General features: G+C 59.4%; 16 protein-coding genes. 10 read left to right on the top strand and 6 right to left on the bottom strand.

Annotated features, from left to right (window positions below; genetic code table 11):
* Window positions 1-108 precede the first annotated feature (108 nt).
* Complete coding sequence (locus GYN01_RS19125; RefSeq protein ID WP_048400249.1) at window positions 109-1,050, top strand: AEC family transporter; 942 nt, start codon at window positions 109-111, stop codon at window positions 1,048-1,050.
* 59 nt (window positions 1,051-1,109) lie between these two features.
* Here the strand turns inward: GYN01_RS19125 and GYN01_RS19120 are convergent, their stop codons facing one another.
* The 5 genes from GYN01_RS19120 to gatC form a co-directional block, all read right to left on the bottom strand.
* Window positions 1,110-2,150 carry a calcium/sodium antiporter gene (locus GYN01_RS19120; RefSeq protein WP_048363678.1) on the bottom strand — a complete coding sequence of 347 codons (1,041 nt, stop codon included), beginning with the start codon at window positions 2,148-2,150 and terminating at the stop codon, window positions 1,110-1,112.
* Between the two features lie 50 nt (window positions 2,151-2,200).
* The gene (locus GYN01_RS19115; protein WP_203307613.1) at window positions 2,201-2,572 is read right to left on the bottom strand and encodes a septal ring lytic transglycosylase RlpA family protein; all 372 of its coding nucleotides are present in this window, start codon (window positions 2,570-2,572) and stop codon (window positions 2,201-2,203) included.
* A 70-nt stretch (window positions 2,573-2,642) separates the two neighbouring features.
* The gene (gene gatB, locus GYN01_RS19110; protein WP_048400247.1) at window positions 2,643-4,088 is read right to left on the bottom strand and encodes an Asp-tRNA(Asn)/Glu-tRNA(Gln) amidotransferase subunit GatB; all 1,446 of its coding nucleotides are present in this window, start codon (window positions 4,086-4,088) and stop codon (window positions 2,643-2,645) included.
* 10 nt (window positions 4,089-4,098) lie between these two features.
* On the bottom strand, window positions 4,099-5,550 hold the full coding sequence (gene gatA / locus GYN01_RS19105) for an Asp-tRNA(Asn)/Glu-tRNA(Gln) amidotransferase subunit GatA (RefSeq protein WP_048363134.1): 1,452 nt from the start codon (window positions 5,548-5,550) through the stop codon (window positions 4,099-4,101).
* A 14-nt stretch (window positions 5,551-5,564) separates the two neighbouring features.
* Entirely contained in the window at window positions 5,565-5,852 is a 288-nt protein-coding gene (gene gatC, locus GYN01_RS19100) for an Asp-tRNA(Asn)/Glu-tRNA(Gln) amidotransferase subunit GatC (protein ID WP_048363135.1), read from the bottom strand.
* Window positions 5,853-6,062: 210 nt separating this feature from the next.
* Between gatC and mreB the strand changes: the two genes are divergently transcribed.
* From mreB to tldD, 8 genes are all read left to right on the top strand, one after another.
* Window positions 6,063-7,100 (top strand): rod shape-determining protein MreB, encoded by a 1,038-nt coding sequence (gene mreB / locus GYN01_RS19095; protein WP_002555108.1) that lies wholly within the window; start codon window positions 6,063-6,065, stop codon window positions 7,098-7,100.
* Between the two features lie 143 nt (window positions 7,101-7,243).
* Window positions 7,244-8,329 carry a rod shape-determining protein MreC gene (mreC, locus tag GYN01_RS19090; protein WP_082152862.1) on the top strand — a complete coding sequence of 362 codons (1,086 nt, stop codon included), beginning with the start codon at window positions 7,244-7,246 and terminating at the stop codon, window positions 8,327-8,329.
* Window positions 8,329-8,817 carry a rod shape-determining protein MreD gene (gene mreD / locus GYN01_RS19085; RefSeq protein ID WP_048363137.1) on the top strand — a complete coding sequence of 163 codons (489 nt, stop codon included), beginning with the start codon at window positions 8,329-8,331 and terminating at the stop codon, window positions 8,815-8,817. The genes mreC and mreD overlap by 1 nt, the downstream gene beginning before the upstream one ends.
* 52 nt (window positions 8,818-8,869) lie before the next feature.
* Window positions 8,870-9,475, top strand: a complete 606-nt coding sequence (locus tag GYN01_RS19080; RefSeq protein WP_048363138.1) for a Maf family protein — start codon at window positions 8,870-8,872, stop codon at window positions 9,473-9,475.
* Between the two features lie 56 nt (window positions 9,476-9,531).
* On the top strand, window positions 9,532-10,989 hold the full coding sequence (gene rng, locus GYN01_RS19075; RefSeq protein WP_048363139.1) for a ribonuclease G: 1,458 nt from the start codon (window positions 9,532-9,534) through the stop codon (window positions 10,987-10,989).
* Window positions 10,990-11,065: 76 nt separating this feature from the next.
* A complete protein-coding gene (locus tag GYN01_RS19070) occupies window positions 11,066-14,878 on the top strand; it encodes a YhdP family protein (RefSeq protein WP_048400243.1) in 3,813 nt (1,270 codons plus the stop codon).
* A 24-nt stretch (window positions 14,879-14,902) separates the two neighbouring features.
* The gene (locus GYN01_RS19065) at window positions 14,903-15,751 is read left to right on the top strand and encodes a carbon-nitrogen hydrolase family protein (protein WP_048363141.1); all 849 of its coding nucleotides are present in this window, start codon (window positions 14,903-14,905) and stop codon (window positions 15,749-15,751) included.
* 59 nt (window positions 15,752-15,810) lie between these two features.
* The gene (tldD, locus tag GYN01_RS19060) at window positions 15,811-17,253 is read left to right on the top strand and encodes a metalloprotease TldD (RefSeq protein ID WP_048363142.1); all 1,443 of its coding nucleotides are present in this window, start codon (window positions 15,811-15,813) and stop codon (window positions 17,251-17,253) included.
* 44 nt (window positions 17,254-17,297) lie between these two features.
* Here tldD and yjgA read toward each other — a convergent pair whose 3' ends face one another.
* On the bottom strand, window positions 17,298-17,819 hold the full coding sequence (yjgA, locus tag GYN01_RS19055) for a ribosome biogenesis factor YjgA (RefSeq protein ID WP_048363143.1): 522 nt from the start codon (window positions 17,817-17,819) through the stop codon (window positions 17,298-17,300).
* Between the two features lie 107 nt (window positions 17,820-17,926).
* Between yjgA and pmbA the strand changes: the two genes are divergently transcribed.
* The gene (gene pmbA, locus GYN01_RS19050; RefSeq protein ID WP_048400240.1) at window positions 17,927-19,273 is read left to right on the top strand and encodes a metalloprotease PmbA; all 1,347 of its coding nucleotides are present in this window, start codon (window positions 17,927-17,929) and stop codon (window positions 19,271-19,273) included.
* The last annotated feature ends 230 nt before the right edge of the window (window positions 19,274-19,503 follow it).

The following is a 19,503-nucleotide window of genomic DNA, read 5'->3' as shown; positions in this document are numbered from 1 at the left end:
AAATCGCGGCCGTCGGCAGCGACGACAGCGCGTGTTCAGTGGCTAGGCAGTGGCTCAGTGGCTGACATAAGATTAGCCGCCTAACGATTGCAATCGGAATTGCTTGGCATGCTGGCTATTTTCCTTCAGACGCTCACCATCACCGCTCCAGTATTTGCCATGTTGTTTCTGGGCGTCGTGCTTAAGCGCGTTGGCTGGATCAACGACAGTTTTATCCACACTGCGTCGGCTCTGGTGTTTAACGTCACCATGCCGGCGTTGTTGTTTCTGGGTATTTTGCATGCGGATTTGAGCACCGCATTACAACCTAAAGTCCTGGGGTACTTTACCGCGGCCACCTTACTCAGCTTTTCACTGGCGTGGACATGGTCGATCTGGCGCTGCCCGCGTGAAGACCGTGGCATCTATACCCAAGGCGCGTTTCGCGGTAACAACGCGGTCATTGGCCTGGCACTGGCTGCCAGCATGTACGGCGACTACGGCATCTCTTTGGGGGCTGTGCTCGCGGCGCTGGTCATCCTGCTTTACAACACGTTGTCGACCATCGTACTGGCGGTGTACAGCCCGGTGATCAAGTCCGATCCGTGGAGCATCTGCAAAAGTGTGTTCAAAAACCCGCTGATTATCAGCGTGCTGGCCGCGGTGCCGTTTGCAGCGTTCAAGATTGCGCTGCCCAATTGGCTGCAAGCCAGCGGCGAATACCTGGCGGCGATGACGTTGCCACTGGCGTTGATTTGCATCGGCGGCACCTTGTCATTGGCCGCCTTACGCAAAAGTGGCGATCTGGCCCTCAGTGCGAGTCTGGTCAAAATGATCAGCTTGCCAATCATCACCACGCTGGGCGCATGGTTGTGCGGCTTTCGTGGGCCGGAACTGGGTACGCTGTTTCTGTACTTCGCCAGCCCGACCGCCGCGGCCAGTTTTGTGATGGCCCGCGCCGCCAATGGCAATCACGAACTGGCCGCCGCGATTATCGTGATCACCACCCTGATGGCCGCCATCACCACCAATATCGGGATCTTTGTGTTGCAGTGGGGTGGCTGGATTTAAGCCTGTGGCGTGCAAAACCCTGCGCACGTTACGGCATGGAGTGCGCCTCGCACGGCCCCTCAGTGTTGTCGACGCCAGGCGCGCAGGGTGCTGAGCAGCAGAAACACCAACAGTGCCGGCAAGAGGTAAAACAGCATCAGGTGTTCGAGCTTGCCGGCCAGTGGCATGCCGGTGGTGAACGACACTACGTGCAGGCCATACGCCAGATACAACCCCAGAAACAGCAGCCCCTCAACCCGTGTCACGCGGTAGCCGGTGTAGAACACGGGCAGGCACAGTACGGCAACCCCCAGCATCACCGGCAGGTCGAACGCCAGGGCATTGGGCGAGACGGACAGCGGCGCGGGTGCCAGCAAAGCGGTGAAACCCAGCACGCCGAGCAGGTTGAAGACGTTGCTGCCGATCACGTTGCCCACTGCAATCTCACGTTGACCGCGAAAAGCGGCGATCAGCGAGGTGGCCAGCTCGGGCAGTGAGGTGCTCACCGCAATGATGGTCAGACCGATGATGCGTTCCGACAGCCCCAGCTGGGTCGCGACGTCGACGGCGGCAGTCAGCAAAAGATGACCGGCCAGGCCGAGCAGGAGCAAGGCGCAGAACATCATCAGTACATTGCGTGGCCACGTGTGTTGCGGCTGGTCGTGGCTGGCGTGATGGTGGCTGCTGTGGCGTGACTGGCGCAGCAGCATGCCCAGATAGACCGCCAGGGCACAGAGCAACACAACGCCGTCCAGTCGGTCGAGATCCTTGCTCAAGGCCAGCCCGTAGACCAGTGCGCTGGCGAGGATCATCAGCGGAATATCGAGGCGCACCAACTGGCGGGATACGCGCAGCGGGATGATCAGGGCAGACAACCCGAGGGTGACCAGAACGTTAAAGATGTTGCTACCGATCACGCTGCCGACGGCAATGTCTGAAGTGTCATTGAAGGCCGCTTGCAGGCTGACGGTCATTTGCGGCGCGCTGCTGCCGAGTGCGACCACGGTCAAGCCGATCAGCAAGGGGCGAACTTTCATTTTTGCAGCCATGCTCACCGCGCAGCGCACCAACAGCTCGGCACCTGCGATTAGCAGCCCGAGGCCGCACAGCAATTGCAGCAGGTTCCATGTCGATAACGCGTTCAAGCCCAAGATTGCAGCCGCTCCCTGATTTAGTCGCTCAAGCCCTGAATGCGGACTTTTGCGGTGCCGCTGCGCAGCATACCCAACTGTTGGGCCGCTTGGCGCGAAAGATCGATCAGGCGCCCACGGGTGTGCGGGCCGCGATCATTGATGCGCACCACAACGCTCTGGTTGTTACTTAGATTGGTGACCAAAACCCGGCTGCCGAAGGCCAGTTGGCGATGGGCGGCACTGAGGGCGTGCTGGTCGAAGGGTTCGCCACTGGCGGTACGTTTACCGTGGTGACGAGCGCCGTAATAAGAGGCGACGCCGATATTGTCATAGCCGCGTGGGTCTATGTCGTGGCTGGCGCAGCCGGCGAGCAAGCTGAGCAAGGCGCAAGCGCCGAGTAGCCGCTTCATGGGGGATCCTTATAGAACTCAGAAAAACGCCCCGTAGCCGCAGGCAGCGGCTACGGGGTTCGCCTGAAACCTAGCCTTCGAGCTTGCTTTTGAGCAGTTCGTTGACCTGTTGCGGGTTGGCTTTACCTTTGGACGCTTTCATTGCCTGCCCGACAAAGAAACCGAACATTTTGCCGCGCTTGGCTTCGTCAGCCGCACGGTACTGCTCAACTTGCTCGGCGTTGGCGGCCAGCACTTCATCCAGCACTTTTTCAATCGCGCCGCTGTCAGTTACCTGCTTGAGGCCGCGTTTTTCGATGACCTCGTCTGCGCTGCCTTCGCCATTGGCCATGGCTTCAAGCACCACTTTGGCAATTTTGCCGGAAATGGTGTTGTCCTTGATGCGCTGCAACATGCCGCCCAGTTGCTCGGCGGTGACGGGTGACTGGTCGATGTCCAGGCCCTGCTTGTTGAGCAGGCTGCCCAGCTCAACCATGACCCAGTTGGCCGCCAGCTTGGCGTCGCCGCTGATGCTGACCACTTTTTCAAAGTAGTCCGCTTGCTCGCGGCTCGAAGCCAGCACGCTGGCGTCGTAGGCGGACAGGCCGAACTGTGACTGGAAACGCTCGCGCTTTTGCGGTGGCAGTTCGGGCAGGGTCGCGCGCACGTCTTCGATGAACGTGTCTTCGATGACGACGGGCAGCAGGTCCGGGTCGGGGAAGTAACGGTAGTCGTTGGCTTCCTCTTTGCTGCGCATGGCGCGGGTTTCGTCTTTGTTCGGGTCGTACAGACGGGTCTGTTGAATGACCTTGCCGCCGTCTTCGATCAGTTCGATCTGGCGCTGAACTTCGCTGTTGATCGCTTTTTCGATGAAGCGGAACGAGTTGACGTTCTTGATCTCGCAGCGGGTGCCGAATTCAGCCTCACCAAATCTGCGAATCGACACGTTGCAGTCGCAACGCAGCGAACCTTCGGCCATGTTGCCGTCGCAAATGCCCAGGTAGCGCACGAGGGCGTGCATGGCTTTTACGTAGGCCACGGCTTCTTTGGCGCTGCGCATGTCCGGCTCGGAGACGATTTCCAGCAACGGCGTGCCCGCACGGTTCAGGTCGATGCCGGTGGCGCCGCTGAAATCTTCGTGCAGGCTTTTGCCTGCGTCTTCTTCCAAATGTGCGCGGGTAATGCCGACGCGTTTGACCGTGCCGTCTTCAAGGGTGATGTCCAGGTGGCCCTTGCCGACAATCGGCAGCTCCATCTGGCTGATCTGGTAACCCTTGGGCAGGTCCGGGTAGAAGTAGTTTTTGCGCGCAAAGACGTTGTGCTGAACGATCTCGGCATCAACGGCCAGGCCGAACATCACGGCCATGCGCACGGCTTCTTCGTTGAGCACCGGCAACACGCCCGGCATGCCCAGGTCAACCAGGCTGGCCTGAGTGTTCGGCTGCGAGCCAAAGGTGGTGGCGCTACCGGAGAAAATCTTCGATTGGGTGGCGAGCTGGGAGTGAATTTCCAGCCCGATCACAACTTCCCATTGCATATGTTTCTCCTCAGAAGCCGGCAGGTGAGCGCGTGTGCCAGTCAGTGTTGAGCTGATACTGGTGAGCAACGTTGAGCAGGCGACCTTCCTGGAAGTACGGAGCCAGCAGCTGCACGCCTACAGGCAGGCCATCGACAAAACCGGCTGGCATCGACAGGCCCGGCAGGCCCGCGAGGTTGGCGGTGATGGTGTACACGTCTTCCAGATAGGCAGAAACCGGGTCGCTGTTTTTAGCGCCGATTTTCCAGGCCGGGTTAGGCGTGGTTGGGCCGAGGATGATGTCGACTTCATTGAACGCCGTCATGAAGTCGTTTTTGATCAGGCGACGGATTTTTTGCGCTTGCAGGTAATACGCGTCGTAGTAACCCGCCGACAGTGCGTAGGCCCCGACCAGAATCCGGCGTTGTACTTCCGGGCCAAAACCTTCGGCGCGCGAGCGCTTGTACAGGTCGGTGAGGTCTTTGGGGTCTTCGCAGCGATGACCGAAGCGCACACCGTCAAAACGCGACAGGTTGGAGGAGGCTTCTGCCGGCGCGATCACGTAGTACGCAGGAATCGCGTGCTGCATGTTGGGCAGGCTGATGGGCTTGATCACGGCACCGAGTTTTTCAAGTTCTTTGATGCTGGTGTGGATCAACTCGGCGATACGTGGATCGAGGCCTTCGCTGAAGAACTCTTTTGGCACGCCGATGCGCAGGCCTTGCAGCGAACCATTGAGGTTGGCGCTGTAGTCCGGCACGGGTTCGTCGATGCTGGTGGAGTCTTGCGGGTCGAAACCGGCCATGCCTTGCAGCAGGATGGCGCAGTCTTCGGCGGTGCGCGCAAGCGGGCCACCCTGATCGAGGCTGGACGCGTAAGCAATCATGCCCCAGCGCGACACACGACCGTAGGTCGGTTTCAGGCCGGTGAGGTTGGTCAGTGCGGCGGGCTGGCGAATCGAGCCGCCGGTGTCGGTGCCAGTGGCAGCCGGTAACAGACGAGCGGCAACGGCTGCGGCCGAGCCACCCGACGAACCGCCGGGGACGTGATCAAGGTTCCACGGGTTTTTGACCGGGCCGTAGTAGCTCGACTCGTTGGCCGAGCCCATCGCGAACTCGTCCATGTTGGTCTTGCCCAGGCTTACCGCGCCCGCAGCGGCCAGTTTCGACACCACGGTGGCATCGTACGGGGCCTTGAAGTTGTCGAGCATCCTGGAGCCGCAGCTGGTGCGTACACCCAGGGTGCAGAACAAGTCCTTGTGACCAATTGGCGCACCCAGCAGGGCGCCGGTTTCACCGTTGGCGCGACGTGCGTCGGCGGCCTTGGCCTGCTCTACAGCGAGGTCTTCGGTGAGGGTGATGAAGCTGTTGAGCTGAGGATCGAGCTGGGCGATACGCGCCAGCAGGGTTTTGGTCAGCTCTTCAGACGAAAACTTTTTATCGGCGAGTCCGCGGGCGATCTCGGCCAGAGTCAATTGATGCATGCAGGCTCTTCCTTTTACTCGATGACCTTGGGAACCAGATAGAGGCCGTTCTCGACCGCTGGCGCGATGGCCTGGTAAGCCTCGCGGTGATTGGTTTCAGTCACGACGTCTGCACGCAGGCGCTGGCTGGCTTCCAGTGGGTGGGCCAGCGGCTCGATACCGGTGGTGTCGACAGCCTGCATCTGGTCAATCAGCCCCAGAATGCTATTAAGGGCTTCGGTGGTGCGTGGCAGATCGGCATCATTCAAACCCAGGCGGGCCAAATGAGCGATTTTTTCCACGTCGGAGCGTTCAAGCGCCATGGGATTCTCCAGTGGAAAACAAGACGGATGCTATCCGTGTGTTAGATTGTCGGAACACTACCGCATTTCTACGGTCATATGGCCGCGATTGTGGGGGCTGGTGCTCGGAAAAGCGGCCAATTTAACATATTGGCGCCTTGCCCAAAATCCCTGTCGTTGTTAGAGTTTGCCGCACTTTTTTACCCACGCGTTGCCTAGGGTCCCTTTCCCATGTTCAAGAAACTGCGTGGCATGTTTTCCAGCGATCTTTCCATCGACCTGGGCACTGCCAACACCCTTATTTACGTGCGCGAGCGCGGTATTGTCCTGAATGAGCCATCGGTTGTGGCTATTCGGACACACGGTAACCAGAAAAGTGTCGTTGCCGTCGGCACCGAGGCCAAGCGCATGCTGGGCCGTACACCGGGCAACATTGCAGCCATTCGTCCGATGAAAGACGGCGTTATTGCCGATTTCAGCGTGTGCGAAAAAATGCTGCAGTACTTTATCAACAAGGTTCACGAAAACAGCTTTCTGCAACCCAGCCCTCGGGTACTGATTTGCGTACCGTGCAAATCGACTCAGGTTGAGCGTCGCGCCATTCGTGAGTCGGCACTGGGTGCCGGCGCCCGTGAAGTCTTCCTGATTGAAGAGCCAATGGCCGCCGCCATCGGTGCCGGCTTGCCGGTAGAGGAAGCGCGCGGTTCGATGGTCGTCGATATCGGTGGTGGTACCACTGAAATCGCGCTGATCTCCCTGAACGGCGTGGTTTACGCCGAGTCCGTACGGGTTGGCGGCGACCGCTTCGACGAAGCGATCATTACCTACGTGCGCCGTAACTACGGCAGCCTGATCGGTGAATCGACGGCTGAGCGCATCAAGCAGGAAATCGGCACAGCCTATCCGGGCGGAGAAGTGCGTGAGGTTGACGTACGCGGCCGTAACCTGGCTGAGGGCGTACCTCGTGCTTTCACCCTGAACTCCAATGAAGTGCTGGAGGCGCTGCAAGAGTCGCTGGCCACCATCGTTCAGGCCGTGAAGAGCGCGCTGGAGCAGTCCCCGCCAGAGCTGGCTTCAGACATCGCCGAGCGCGGTCTGGTGCTGACCGGTGGTGGCGCCTTGCTGCGTGACCTCGACAAGTTGCTGGCGCAGGAAACCGGTCTGCCGGTAATTGTTGCCGAAGACCCGTTGACCTGTGTTGCGCGTGGCGGTGGTCGTGCGCTGGAAATGATGGATAAACACACGATGGACCTGCTCTCCAGCGAATAAGATCGGTGGTCGCAGTTCGATGGTTATCACCAGAAGGTAGCACTTTGCAGTGCTGCCTTTTGGCGTTTATCTTTTGTCAATCTTCATTCAGGCCGCTTGAAGCCGTATGAATACATTGAACACTTGCCCCGGAGGAGCGGCTTATTAAACCGCTCTTTTCCAAAGGCCCCTCTTTGGGCGTACGCCTATTGGTGTTGGTCGTGCTATCGGTCGCACTGATGGTGGTCGATGCCCGTTTCACGTTGCTCAAGCCGGTGCGCAGTCAAATGTCACTGGTGCTGATGCAGACCTACTGGATTACCGACTTGCCGCAGCGCCTGTTTCAGGGTGTCGCGAGTCAGTTTGGCAGCCGTACGGAACTGGTCGCTGAAAACGAGAAACTAAAAACCGAAAACCTTCTGCTGCAAGGCCGCATGCAAAAACTGGCCGCCTTGACCGAGCAGAACGTTCGCCTGCGCGAGTTGTTGAACTCCTCGGCACTGGTCAACGAAAAGGTTGAAGTGGCCGAGTTGATTGGCATGGACCCTAATCCCTTTACCCATCGCATCATCATCAACAAGGGTGAGCGCGACGGGGTGGTGCTCGGTCAGCCAGTGCTCGATGCGCGTGGGCTGATGGGGCAAGTGGTCGAGTTGATGCCCTACACCTCGCGAGTACTGTTGCTGACAGACACCACCCACAGCATTCCCGTGCAGGTCAACCGCAATGGCTTACGTGCAATTGCCAGCGGCACGGGCAACCCCGAGCGTCTGGAGTTGCGCCATGTGGCAGACACCGCCGACATCAAAGAAGGCGATCTGTTGGTCAGCTCGGGTTTGGGTCAGCGATTCCCGGCCGGTTACCCGGTGGCAACCGTCAAGGAAGTGATTCACGACTCCGGTCAGCCGTTTGCCATCGTGCGTGCGGTGCCGACGGCGGCGTTGAACCGCAGCCGGTATCTGTTGTTGGTGTTCAGTGACAGCCGCAGCCCTGAAGAGCGGGCCAATGACGCGGCTCAAGCGCAAGAAGCCGAGAAAAACGGCGAGCCGCTACCCATCATTCCCGCCACCGTGCCCAAACCGGTTGCTGTGCCTGCTGTTGCCCCAACCGCGACACCAGTGCCTACGGCCACCCAGCCGGCGGCGCCAACGCCCGCGAGCGGCGCGGTTAAAAAACCGGCTCCAGTTGTAACCCCTGCCGCCGCCACGCCGCCAGCCGCTGCGCCGGCCACCACTCGGGAGAGGCAATAATGGCGGGTATCCGTTCGCACAATGGCTGGATGATCTGGCTGACGTTTGCCATTGGCCTGCTGCTCAGCGTTTCGCCGATGCCGCAGTTCATGGAAGTCTTTCGCCCGCTGTGGCTGGCCTTGCTACTGGCTTTTTGGGCGCTGTACATGCCGCACAAGGTGGGCATGGTCACCGCATGGTGTCTGGGCCTGACCGAAGACGTGCTGTACGGCACGTTGCTGGGGCAGAACGCGTTGATTCTGACCCTCATCACATTCTTGGTGCTGTCCCTGCAACAGCGGTTGCGCATGTTCCCGATGTGGCAGCAAAGCCTGGTGTTGCTGGTGATCTTCGGCCTGGCGCAGTTGGCGCAGTTGTGGCTCAGTGCCTTGACCGGCAACCGCCAGCCCACGCTGGCGCTGGTGCTGCCAGCCTTGGTCAGCGCGTTGCTGTGGCCCTGGGTCAGTTATGGACTACGTGGATTGACCCGACGCTTCAAAATTAATTGACCGGATCGCGAGCCATTTCCTGGTTTGTGCACATTGACAGGGAGATGTCGTGATGACTTCGCTTTATCTGGCTTCAGGCTCACCCCGCCGACGCGAGTTACTGACTCAAATCGGCGTGCCTTTCAGCACCGTCAGTGCTGGCATTGATGAAACCCCTCTTGCCCATGAATCCCCAGCGGCCTATGTCGAGCGCCTTGCGTGTGAAAAAGCACGCGCCGGGCGTGAGCATTTGCGCACATCTGTCCCTGACGCCGCCTTTTGCGTGCTGGGCGCCGATACCGCCGTGGTGCTGGACGGGAAAATTCTGGGTAAACCCGTCGACGAGGCCGATGCCTTGGCTATGCTCATGGCGTTATCGGGTCGTGAGCATGAGGTGTTGACCGCCGTTGCCGTGTTGGACGCTGAGCGGTGTGAGACACGCGTTGTACGCAGCACGGTTCATTTCAGACACATCAGCACACAAGAAGCTGCGCGGTACTGGGCCAGTGGTGAACCTCAGGACAAAGCCGGTGGCTACGCTATTCAAGGCTTGGCTGCGGTGTTTGTGTCCGGGCTGCATGGCAGTTATTCGGCTGTCGTCGGCTTGCCTGTGTGCGAAACCGCAGAAGTGCTGGCGCATTTCGGCATACCCTGTTGGCAAAACCTTACCGTGCGTTAAATACCGCACCTACGAGACGTGGCACTAATGTGATGACGCCTGAACGAGACCCAGCCATGAGTGAAGAGATCCTGATCAACATCACGCCGATGGAATCGCGCGTGGCGGTGGTAGAGAACGGTGTTTTGCAAGAGGTGCATGTCGAGCGCACCCAGCGCCGAGGCATTGTTGGCAACATCTATAAAGGCAAGATCGTTCGCGTATTACCCGGCATGCAGGCCGCCTTTGTTGATATCGGCCTGGACCGCGCAGCCTTTATCCACGCCTCCGAAATCTCCCTGCGTGAAGGCCAGGCCGTTGAAAGCATCAGCGCCTTGGTCCATGAGGGTCAGAGCCTGGTGGTGCAAGTCACCAAAGACCCGATTGCCTCCAAGGGCGCGCGCCTGACCACGCAGTTGTCGATCCCTTCGCGTTATCTGGTGTACATGCCGCGCACCGCGCATGTCGGTATTTCCCTGAAGATCGAAGACGAAGCCGAGCGTGAGCGCCTCAAGCAGGTGGTCAGCGACTGCGTGGCTCAGGAAGGCATCAAGGAAGCCGGTGGTTTTATCCTGCGTACGGCGGCCGAAGGTGCCGGGGCGGATGAAATCCTGATGGACATTCGTTATCTGCGTCGCCTGTGGGACCAGATCGGCGCACAAATCAAAACCGTGGGTGCGCCGACCGTTATCTATGAAGACCTGGGCCTGGCCTTGCGCACACTGCGCGATCTGGTCAGCCCCAAGATCGAAAAAATCCGCATCGACTCACGCGAAACCTTCCAGAAAACCACGCAGTTTGTGGCCGAACTGATGCCTGAAATCGCGGATCGTCTGGAGCATTACCCCGGCGAGCGGCCGATTTTTGACTTGTATGGCGTAGAAGGTGAAATCCAGAAAGCCCTCGATCGCAAGGTGCCGCTCAAGTCCGGCGGTTATCTGGTGGTGGACCCGGCCGAGGCCATGACCACCATTGACGTCAACACCGGCGCGTTCGTAGGGCATCGCAATCTTGAAGAGACCATCTTCAAGACCAACCTCGAAGCGGCCACCGCCATCGCGCGCCAGCTGCGCCTGCGTAATCTGGGCGGCATCATCATCATCGACTTCATCGACATGGAAGACGAAGAGCATCAGCGCCAAGTGCTGCGCACCCTCGAAAAACAGCTCGAACGCGACCACGCCAAAACCAACATCATCGGGATTACCGAGTTGGGACTGGTGCAAATGACCCGCAAGCGCACCCGCGAAAGTCTTGAGCAAGTGCTGTGCGAGCCGTGCGTGTGCTGTCAGGGGCGTGGCAAGTTGAAGACCCCAGAGACCATCTGTTACGAAATCTTCCGCGAAATCTTGCGTGAGGCGCGTGCGTATCAAGCCGAAGGGTATCGCGTGTTAGCCAGTCAGCGCGTGGTAGACCGCTTGCTTGATGAAGAGTCGGGCAATGTGGCAGAGCTGGAAGGCTTTATCGGGCGTACGATTCGTTTTCAAGTAGAAACCATGTACTCCCAGGAACAATACGACGTGGTGCTGCTCTGAAGCATCACGCACTTTACGGATATACCAAAGGGGCTGAATCCAGCCCCTTCGATCATTACTGAAGGGGCCACCTGACATGGAGCGTCTGACACGCTTTTTTGCCGCGCTGACCCGCTGGGGATTAAGTCTTTGTGCGTTGCTGCTGGTGCTGACGGCGTTGTACGTCAGCCTGGGACGCGAACTCACGCCACTGATTGCTGAATATCGCGCCGAAGTGCAGAGCAAGGCGCGTGAAGCCTTGGGCATGCCGCTGAGCATTGGCCGTCTGGAAGGCCGCTGGAGCGGCATGGCGCCGGTGCTGCTGGCGCATGATGTGATGGTGGGTGAAGGCAACAGCGCCTTGCGCCTGGACGAAGTACAAGTGGTGCCCGATATATGGGGCAGCGTGCTGGCCCGTGAAGTGCGCATCGGCCACGTGCAGCTCGATGGCTTGCAACTGAGTGCGCGTCAGGACAAAGACGGTCACTGGACCCTCGAAGGTTTGCCGGTCCAGGATGACAAGCCGTTGGACCCCGAGCAGTTACTGAATCAGTTGCAACGGGTCGAGCGTTTGTCGGTGCTAGACAGCCAGCTCACACTTGAGCCGTATAAAGCCGCACCGATGACCCTGACCTATGTTGGCCTGAGCCTTGATGTCGGCGCGTCTGATCAGCGCCTTGATGCGCGCTTGACGTTGCCTGATGGTCAGCCGGTTGCGTTGAGTGTCAAAAGCCAGATTCAAGCCAGCCGCTGGCGCGATGGCGCAGCGCAAGCCTATGTCAGCCTGCCGCAAAGCGACTGGGCCAAGTGGTTACCCTCCAACCTCACCCAAGGCTGGAACATTACCGAGTTAAAGGCTGGCGGTGAACTTTGGTTCAACTGGGGCAACGGCACCGTACAAAGCGCGACGGCGCGTCTGAATGCACCGAAGTTTCGCGGCGCTTATGCACAGCGCAAACCGAGCACCCTGGAAAATGTCGCCCTGCATGCCTGGCTTGAACGGGGTGATCAAGGCGTGAACGTGGTGCTGGACTCGCTGGCGATGAGTATTGGCGAACTGCGCTGGGAGACGCGGGCGCAGGTGCAGCAATTCAAGGCCACCGATACCGACCCGCAACGTTGGCATTTTCAGGCCGACCACCTGAACCTGACGCCGATTACGCCCCTGCTGGACTCGCTCGCACCCTGGTCCGACAGTGTGGCCAGCGTCATCGACCAGCTCAACGTCACGGGTACGCTGCGCAATGTGCTGGCCGACTTTCGCCCGCAAGCCACAGACGATCAAAAGCTCAGCTTCGCCGCCAACCTGCAACAGGTCGGTTTTAACGCCACCCACGGCGCGCCTGCTGCGCGCAATGTCAGCGGTTTGATCAGTGGTGATCTGGGTAAAGGCGAACTGCGTCTGGACAGCAAGGACTTCATGCTGCATCTGGATCCGATTTTCGCCAAGCCGTGGCAGTACCAGCAGGCCAATGCCTTGCTGACGTGGACGCTGAGCAAAGACACCTTCACCCTGATCGCGCCTTATATCAAGGTGTTGGGCGAGGAGGGCAAGATCGCTGCCGATTTCCTGATCCGTATCCACATGGACCACGCCCAGGAAGACTACATGGACTTGCGGGTCGGTCTGACCGATGGCGATGGCCGCTTTACCCCCAAATATCTGCCAGAAGTCTTGAGTCCGGCGCTGACCGAATGGCTCAGTACCGCGATTATCAAGGGCGATGTTGAAGAAGGATTCTTCCAGTACCAAGGCTCGCTGAGCCATGACGCTGTCGCGGCGGCTCGCAATATCAGCCTGTTCTTCAAGGTGCATGGCGCAGAGTTGGACTTTCAGCCGGGCTGGCCCCATGTGCGCAATGTGTCTGGCGATGTGTTTATCGAAGACAGCGGTGTGCGAATCATGGCCAGCAAGGGGCAGTTACTCGACACCCAGGTGCGCGACGTTGCGGTGAGCATCCCCCATGTGCCGAGCGGTAAAGTCAGCCATCTGTTATTGCAGGGCAACTTTGCGGGCGGTCTGGGTGATGGGTTGAAGATCCTTCAAGACGCGCCGATTGGCACGGCTGAAACCTTCGCCGGCTGGCAGGGTGAAGGCTCGCTCAATGGTCGGGTAGACCTCGATATCCCGCTGGAGCACAGCGTCGAACCTAAAATCGTGGTGGATTTCAAAACCGATAAAGCACGGTTGAAAATCAGCGAGCCCGAGTTCGAGCTGACACAGCTCAAAGGCGACTTCCGCTTTGACAGTGCAAAAGGATTAAGCGGCAAAAGCATCACGGCCCGCGCGTTTGACCGGCCGATCAACGCGCAGATTTTTGCCGATGGCAGGCCCGGCAGGATCAGCACCCGGGTGGTGGCTAAGGGTCAGGTCGGGGTCAAGAAACTCACGGACTGGCTGAAATTCAATCAGCCGATCCCGGTCTCAGGCGATTTGCCTTACCAGCTGCAATTGACGCTGGACGGCGCCGACAGTCAGTTACGTGTCAACTCCAGCCTTAAAGGTGCGGTGATTGATCTGCCGGCACCGTTTGGGCTGGCGGCCAATGAAAGCCGCGACAGCGTGTTTCGCATGACCTTGCAGGGCGCCGAGAAGCGCTACTGGTTTGATTACGCCAACCTGGCGAGCCTGACCTTAGCCGCCCCGGACGGCAAGCTTGAGGCCGGGCGCGGTGAATTGTTCCTCGGCGCAGGCGCAGCCACGTTACCCACCACCAAGGGCCTGCGTGTGCGCGGCGTGCTGTCCGAGCTGGATGTTGCACCTTGGCAGGCATTGGTCGAGCGTTACGCGGGCAAGGATGCAGGGGGCAGCGCGCAGCAACTGCTCAGCAGCGCCGATTTCAAGATTGGCAAATTGACGGCGATGGGCACGCAACTCGATCAGGTCCGCTTGCAGATGAATCGTTACCCCGCGTCCTGGGGGCTGAAAATCGACAGCAAACAAGCGGTTGGCTCGGCCACGTTGCCGGACGCGAAAAACGCCCCAATCACCATCACGATGCAAATCGTGCGCTTGCCCGCTGCTGATCCCAAGGCTGCGGCGGACGACAACGCGCCTGATCCGTTGGCGTCGGTTGACCCGCGCAACATTCCTGCGCTGGACATCATCATTCGCCAGCTCTATCAGGGGCCGGACCTGATTGGCGCCTGGTCGCTCAACATACGCCCCACCAGCCGTGGCATTTTGCTCAACAACCTCAACTTGGGGCTCAAAGGCTTGCTGCTAGAGGGTTCGGGCGGCTGGGAAGGTTTTGCCGGCGCCAGCAACAGTTGGTACAAGGGCCGTCTGGGCGGCCGTAATCTGGCGGACGTATTGAAGAACTGGGGCTTTGCGCCCAGTGTGACCAGCGATAATTTCCGCCTGGACGTAGAGGGTAAGTGGCCAGGTTCACCGGCGTGGATTGGCCTCAAACGCTTCAGTGGCACACTGGATGCGTCATTGAACAAAGGCCAGTTTGTCGAAGTTGATGGCAGTGCCCAGGTCCTGCGTATTTTTGGCCTGCTGAACTTCAACTCCATTGGCCGGCGTTTGCGTCTGGACTTCTCCGACCTGTTCGGCAAAGGCTTGAGTTACGACCGGGTCAAAGGCTTGTTGCAGGCTAATCGCGGGGTGTACAGCGCAAATAAACCCATCACCATGACCGGCCCGTCGAGCAACCTTGAGTTGAGTGGCACCTTGAACATGGTCACCGATCAGGTCGACGCCAGGCTGCTGGTCACTTTGCCCGTGACCAATAACTTGCCGATAGCGGCATTGCTGGTCGGTGCTCCGGCAGTGGGCGGGGCGCTGTTCTTGATCAACAAGCTGATTGGTGATCAGGTGTCGCGTTTTGCCAGCGTGCAATACAGCATCAAAGGGCCGTGGCAAGACCCGAAAATCACGTTCGACAAGCCATTCGAAAAGAAATAATGGCGGGCTATTGAGGAACACGTCATGTCGCTAGCAGTCATTCAAATGGTCAGCCAGAGCGATGTGCTGGCCAATTTGGCACAGGCGCGTGGTTTGCTTGAAAAAGCGGCCGAGGGTGGGGCGCGACTGGCCGTACTTCCGGAAAACTTCGCCGCGATGGGCCGCCGTGATGTCGCCGCCTTGGGCCGTGCCGAGGCATTGGGCGAAGGTCCAATCCTGCCATGGTTGAAACAGGTCACCCGCGACCTCACGTTATGGGTAGTTGCAGGCACGTTGCCATTGCCCCCTGCGGGTCAACCGGATGCCAAGGCCAACGCCTGTTCCCTGTTGATCAATGCCGACGGCGAGCAGGTGGCGCGTTACGACAAGCTGCACTTGTTTGACGTTGACGTGTCTGACAATCGTGGGCGCTACCGTGAATCCGATGACTATGCTCAAGGTGAGCGCGTGGTGGTGGCGGACACGCCGGTGGGTAAATTGGGTTTGAGCGTGTGTTATGACCTGCGCTTTGCGGAGTTGTACAGCGAGTTACGCGCTGCGGGCGCAGAGTTGATCAGCGCACCGTCAGCGTTTACTGCCGTCACGGGGGCGGCGCACTGGGAGATTCTGATCCGTGCCCGGGCCATTGAAACCCAATGTTACGTGTTGGCGGCCGCTCAGGGTGGTGTGCATCCGGGGCCGCGTGAGACCTTCGGCCACGCCGCCATCATCGACCCCTGGGGGCGAGTGCTGGCTGAGCAGGCACAGGGCGAAGGGGTGCTGATCGCCGAACGCGACAGTGTTGAGCAAGCGGCCATCAGGGCACGCATGCCGGTGACTGACCACCGGCGATTTTTTTCGCAGGGCGCCCAGCGACCTGCCACGCAAGGCTAATTCAGGCCCCTGCGTTCAGCCCTCACAGCGGCTGAAGCAGGGGTCAAGACGGAGTAACTATGAGCGAGTTGTTGACCTCAGTCAGCGAACACCTGTTGGCACCGGGCGGTGTCACCATTGAAAGCCTGCAAAGCGTATTGGGCGACCTGGCCGGGCCGGGCATCGATGCCGCCGACCTGTACTTTCAGGGCCAGATTTCTGAATCCTGGGCCCTTGAAGACGGCATCGTCAAAGAAGGCAGTTTTAACCTGGACCAAGGCGTAGGGGTGCGGGCCCAGTCGGGTGAGAAAACCGGTTTTGCCTACAGCAACGCCATCACCCTTGAGGCGTTGGGGTTGGCCGCCCGTGCTGCCCGTTCGATCTCGCGCGCCGGTCAAAACGGCACCGTGCAAGCCTTCACCACGCAAGACGTGGCGCAACTGTACGCGCCAGACAACCCGCTGGAAGTCATCAGCCGCGCCGAAAAGGTCGAGCTGCTCAAGCGTGTTGATGCCGCCACCCGTGCGCTAGATCCGCGTATCCAGCAAGTGACGGTGAGCATGGCCGGGGTGTGGGAGCGCATTCTGGTGGCGTCCACTGATGGTGGGTTGGCCGCTGACGTGCGGCCTCTGGTGCGCTTCAATGTCAGCGTGATCGTTGAGCAAAATGGCCGCCGCGAGCGGGGCGGGCATGGCGGCGGCGGGCGTACCGACTACCGTTATTTTCTGAGTGACGACCGTGCGATGGGCTATGCCCGTGAGGCGTTGCGTCAGGCATTGGTCAACCTTGAAGCGGTGCCGGCGCCAGCCGGTACCCTGCCCGTGGTCTTGGGCTCGGGTTGGTCTGGCGTGTTGCTGCACGAAGCTGTGGGCCACGGTCTGGAAGGTGATTTCAACCGCAAGGGCAGTTCGGCCTACAGTGGCCGCATGGGTGAAAGGGTCGCCTCCAAGCTGTGCACCATCGTCGATGATGGCACCCTGGCCGGTCGTCGTGGTTCGCTGAGCGTGGACGATGAGGGCACTCCGACCGAGTGCACCACCCTGATCGAAAACGGCGTGCTCAAAGGCTATATGCAAGACAAGCTCAATGCCCGCCTGATGGGTGTGGCGCGCACCGGTAACGGTCGTCGTGAGTCATACGCTCATCTGCCGATGCCACGCATGACCAACACCTACATGTTGGGTGGCGAAAGCGACCCGGCTGAGATCATTGCCTCGGTGAAGAAGGGCATTTACTGCGCCAACCTTGGTGGCGGGCAGGTCGACATCACCAGTGGCAAGTTCGTGTTTTCCACCAGCGAAGCGTATTTGATCGAAGACGGCAAAATCACCCGTCCGGTCAAAGGTGCAACCCTGATTGGCAACGGCCCGGAAGCGATGAGCAAAGTGTCGATGGTGGGTAATGACCTGTCGCTGGACAGCGGCGTAGGTACATGTGGCAAGGATGGTCAGTCGGTGCCGGTTGGCGTGGGGCAGCCCACCTTGAAGATTGACGCGATTACAGTAGGCGGTACAGGCGGTTGAGGGGGATTGGCCGGGTTGCAGGGCAACCCGGCCATGTACGAGGTTTAACGCAAGCCGCGTTGAGTCTCGTCCAACCCACGAATGTACTTGAACAATTTGCGGCTCGAAGCCGGTGCCTTGTTGTGAGCCAGTTCGTGTTTGGCCTGGCGCACGATCGAACGCATTTGCTGGCGATCGGCTTCAGGGAACTCGGTAACAAACTTTTCCAGTACGTCGTCATCGCCTTCGATCAGGCGATCACGCCAGCGCTCGAGGCCGTGGAAACGTTCGTTGTACTGACGGGAAGAGGCGTCAACCTGTTCCAGCAAGGCCATGATTTCGTCAATCGGTTGATCGCGCATCAGCTTGCCGATGAACATCATGTGCCGCTTGCGCGCAATATTGGCCGTGTGTTTTGGAGCATCTGCCAGGGCCCGGCGCAGGGCGTCGGTCAAAGGCATTTTGTTCAGCAAGTCAGGCTTGAGCGTTGTGAGGCGCTCGCCCAGATCAACCAGAGCATGAAGCTCGCGTTTGACCTGCGATTTGCTTTTTTCGCCGTCGAAGGCGTCGTCGTAAGAATCAACCATGGTGGCAGTCCGCAAAGAAACGCCGCCATGATAACCAGTCGGGGGCCGCTTGTCCGGCCCGGTCGCTCGGCGGCCCTACCGAAAACAGAATTTGAGTGGAGAAAACCATGAGTGCAGTAGAAAGCGTCGGCCCGCAGGCCTTGCCGGCACTGCAAGCGCAGGTCGAGCAAATCATCGCCGAAGCCAAGCGCCAGGGCGCTAGCGCCTGTGAAGTGGCGGTGTCAGTGGAGCAGGGCCTGTCGACCTCGGTGCGCCAGCGCGAGGTCGAAACCGTCGAGTTCAACCGCGACCAGGGGTTTGGTATCACCCTTTACGTGGGCCAGCGCAAAGGCTCGGCCAGCACCTCGGCCACCGGTCCCGATGCTATTCGTGAAACCGTTGCAGCCGCGCTGGCGATTGCCAAGCACACCTCAGAAGATGAAAGCTCTGGCCTGGCAGACCCAAGCCTGATGGCCCGTGAGCTTAAAGATTTCGATGTGTTCCACACATGGGACATCACGCCGGAGCAGGCCATCGAAAAAGCCCTGGCCTGCGAAGCCGCTGCATTCGAGGCCGACAGCCGCATCAAAAACGCTGACGGCACCTCCTTGAGCACTCACCAGGGCTGTCGCGTCTACGGCAACAGCAACGGCTTTATCGGCGGCTCGGCGTCTACCCGGCACAGCCTGAGCTGCGTGATGATCGCCGAAGGTGAGGGCCAGATGCAGCGCGATTACTGGTACGACGTTAACTGTCAGGGTGAGTTACTGATGGATGCGGCCCTTATAGGCCAGCGCGCGGCAGAGCGTGCGGCACGTCGTCTGGGCTCTCGCCCGGTGCCCACCTGTGAAGTGCCGGTGCTGTTTAGCGCTGAGCTGGCGGGCGGTTTGTTCGGCAGCTTTCTGGGCGCCATTTCGGGTGGCAACCTGTACCGCAAATCATCGTTTCTGCTCGATGCGATGGGGCAGCAGATCTTCCCTGAGTGGTTGACCCTGGATGAGCGTCCACACCTGATGCGCGCGATGGGCAGTTCGTCCTTTGACAACGACGGTTTGGCCACCTTCGCCAAACCGTTTATCAAAGACGGCGAGTTGGTGTCCTACATCCTCAGCACTTATTCCGGCCGCAAGCTGGGTATGCCAAGCACGGCGAATGCGGGCGGGGTGCACAACCTGTTCGTGACCCACGGCGATGAAGATCAGGCCGCATTGATCCGCCGCATGGGGCGCGGGCTGTTTGTGACTGAACTGATGGGCAGCGGTTTGAACATGGTCACCGGCGACTACTCCCGTGGTGCGGCGGGTTTCTGGGTCGAGAACGGCGAGATCCAGTTCCCGGTTCAGGAGGTCACTATTGCAGGCAACATGCGCGACATGTTCAAGCAGATAGTCGCCGTGGGCAATGATCTGGAACTGCGTAGCAACATTCGTACGGGTTCGGTACTCATTGAGCGAATGATGGTAGCGGGCAGTTAATTTTTTTGCAGTGAACTGTCCTGGCGCGCCGTTCCACGCGTAATGCGCCAGGACATAACCCCGCTAAAGCCCTGGCGTTGATGCCAGCACTCCCACTGTTACCGTGCCTATATCTGTAGATAGGTTTCGACGTTCACCCGGTACAACACTGCTTTTGTATTTATCGTCCCTGATTCGCGCCTATGGCCGGGGCAATGGGCTACTTGAGCATGTGTGAGTGTTTCTCTATG

It is taken from the genome of Pseudomonas weihenstephanensis, assembly GCF_016812185.1.
Lineage (GTDB): Bacteria > Pseudomonadota > Gammaproteobacteria > Pseudomonadales > Pseudomonadaceae > Aquipseudomonas > Aquipseudomonas weihenstephanensis.
The sequence above is the reverse complement of the archived record's forward strand: the minus strand, read 5'-3'. Positions and strand labels throughout refer to the sequence as shown.

Excerpts from the sequence above, each read along its gene's own strand:
- GYN01_RS19125 (WP_048400249.1), top strand. The coding sequence starts at position 109 with ATGCTGGCTATTTTCCTTCAGACGCTCACCATCACCGCTCCAGTATTT.
- GYN01_RS19115 (WP_203307613.1), bottom strand. The coding sequence starts at position 2,572 with ATGAAGCGGCTACTCGGCGCTTGCGCCTTGCTCAGCTTGCTCGCCGGC.
- gatB (WP_048400247.1), bottom strand. The coding sequence starts at position 4,088 with ATGCAATGGGAAGTTGTGATCGGGCTGGAAATTCACTCCCAGCTCGCC.
- gatA (WP_048363134.1), bottom strand. The coding sequence starts at position 5,550 with ATGCATCAATTGACTCTGGCCGAGATCGCCCGCGGACTCGCCGATAAA.
- gatC (WP_048363135.1), bottom strand. The coding sequence starts at position 5,852 with ATGGCGCTTGAACGCTCCGACGTGGAAAAAATCGCTCATTTGGCCCGC.
- mreB (WP_002555108.1), top strand. The coding sequence starts at position 6,063 with ATGTTCAAGAAACTGCGTGGCATGTTTTCCAGCGATCTTTCCATCGAC.
- mreD (WP_048363137.1), top strand. The coding sequence starts at position 8,329 with ATGGCGGGTATCCGTTCGCACAATGGCTGGATGATCTGGCTGACGTTT.
- GYN01_RS19080 (WP_048363138.1), top strand. The coding sequence starts at position 8,870 with ATGACTTCGCTTTATCTGGCTTCAGGCTCACCCCGCCGACGCGAGTTA.
- rng (WP_048363139.1), top strand. The coding sequence starts at position 9,532 with ATGAGTGAAGAGATCCTGATCAACATCACGCCGATGGAATCGCGCGTG.
- GYN01_RS19070 (WP_048400243.1), top strand. The coding sequence starts at position 11,066 with ATGGAGCGTCTGACACGCTTTTTTGCCGCGCTGACCCGCTGGGGATTA.
- GYN01_RS19065 (WP_048363141.1), top strand. The coding sequence starts at position 14,903 with ATGTCGCTAGCAGTCATTCAAATGGTCAGCCAGAGCGATGTGCTGGCC.
- tldD (WP_048363142.1), top strand. The coding sequence starts at position 15,811 with ATGAGCGAGTTGTTGACCTCAGTCAGCGAACACCTGTTGGCACCGGGC.
- yjgA (WP_048363143.1), bottom strand. The coding sequence starts at position 17,819 with ATGGTTGATTCTTACGACGACGCCTTCGACGGCGAAAAAAGCAAATCG.
- pmbA (WP_048400240.1), top strand. The coding sequence starts at position 17,927 with ATGAGTGCAGTAGAAAGCGTCGGCCCGCAGGCCTTGCCGGCACTGCAA.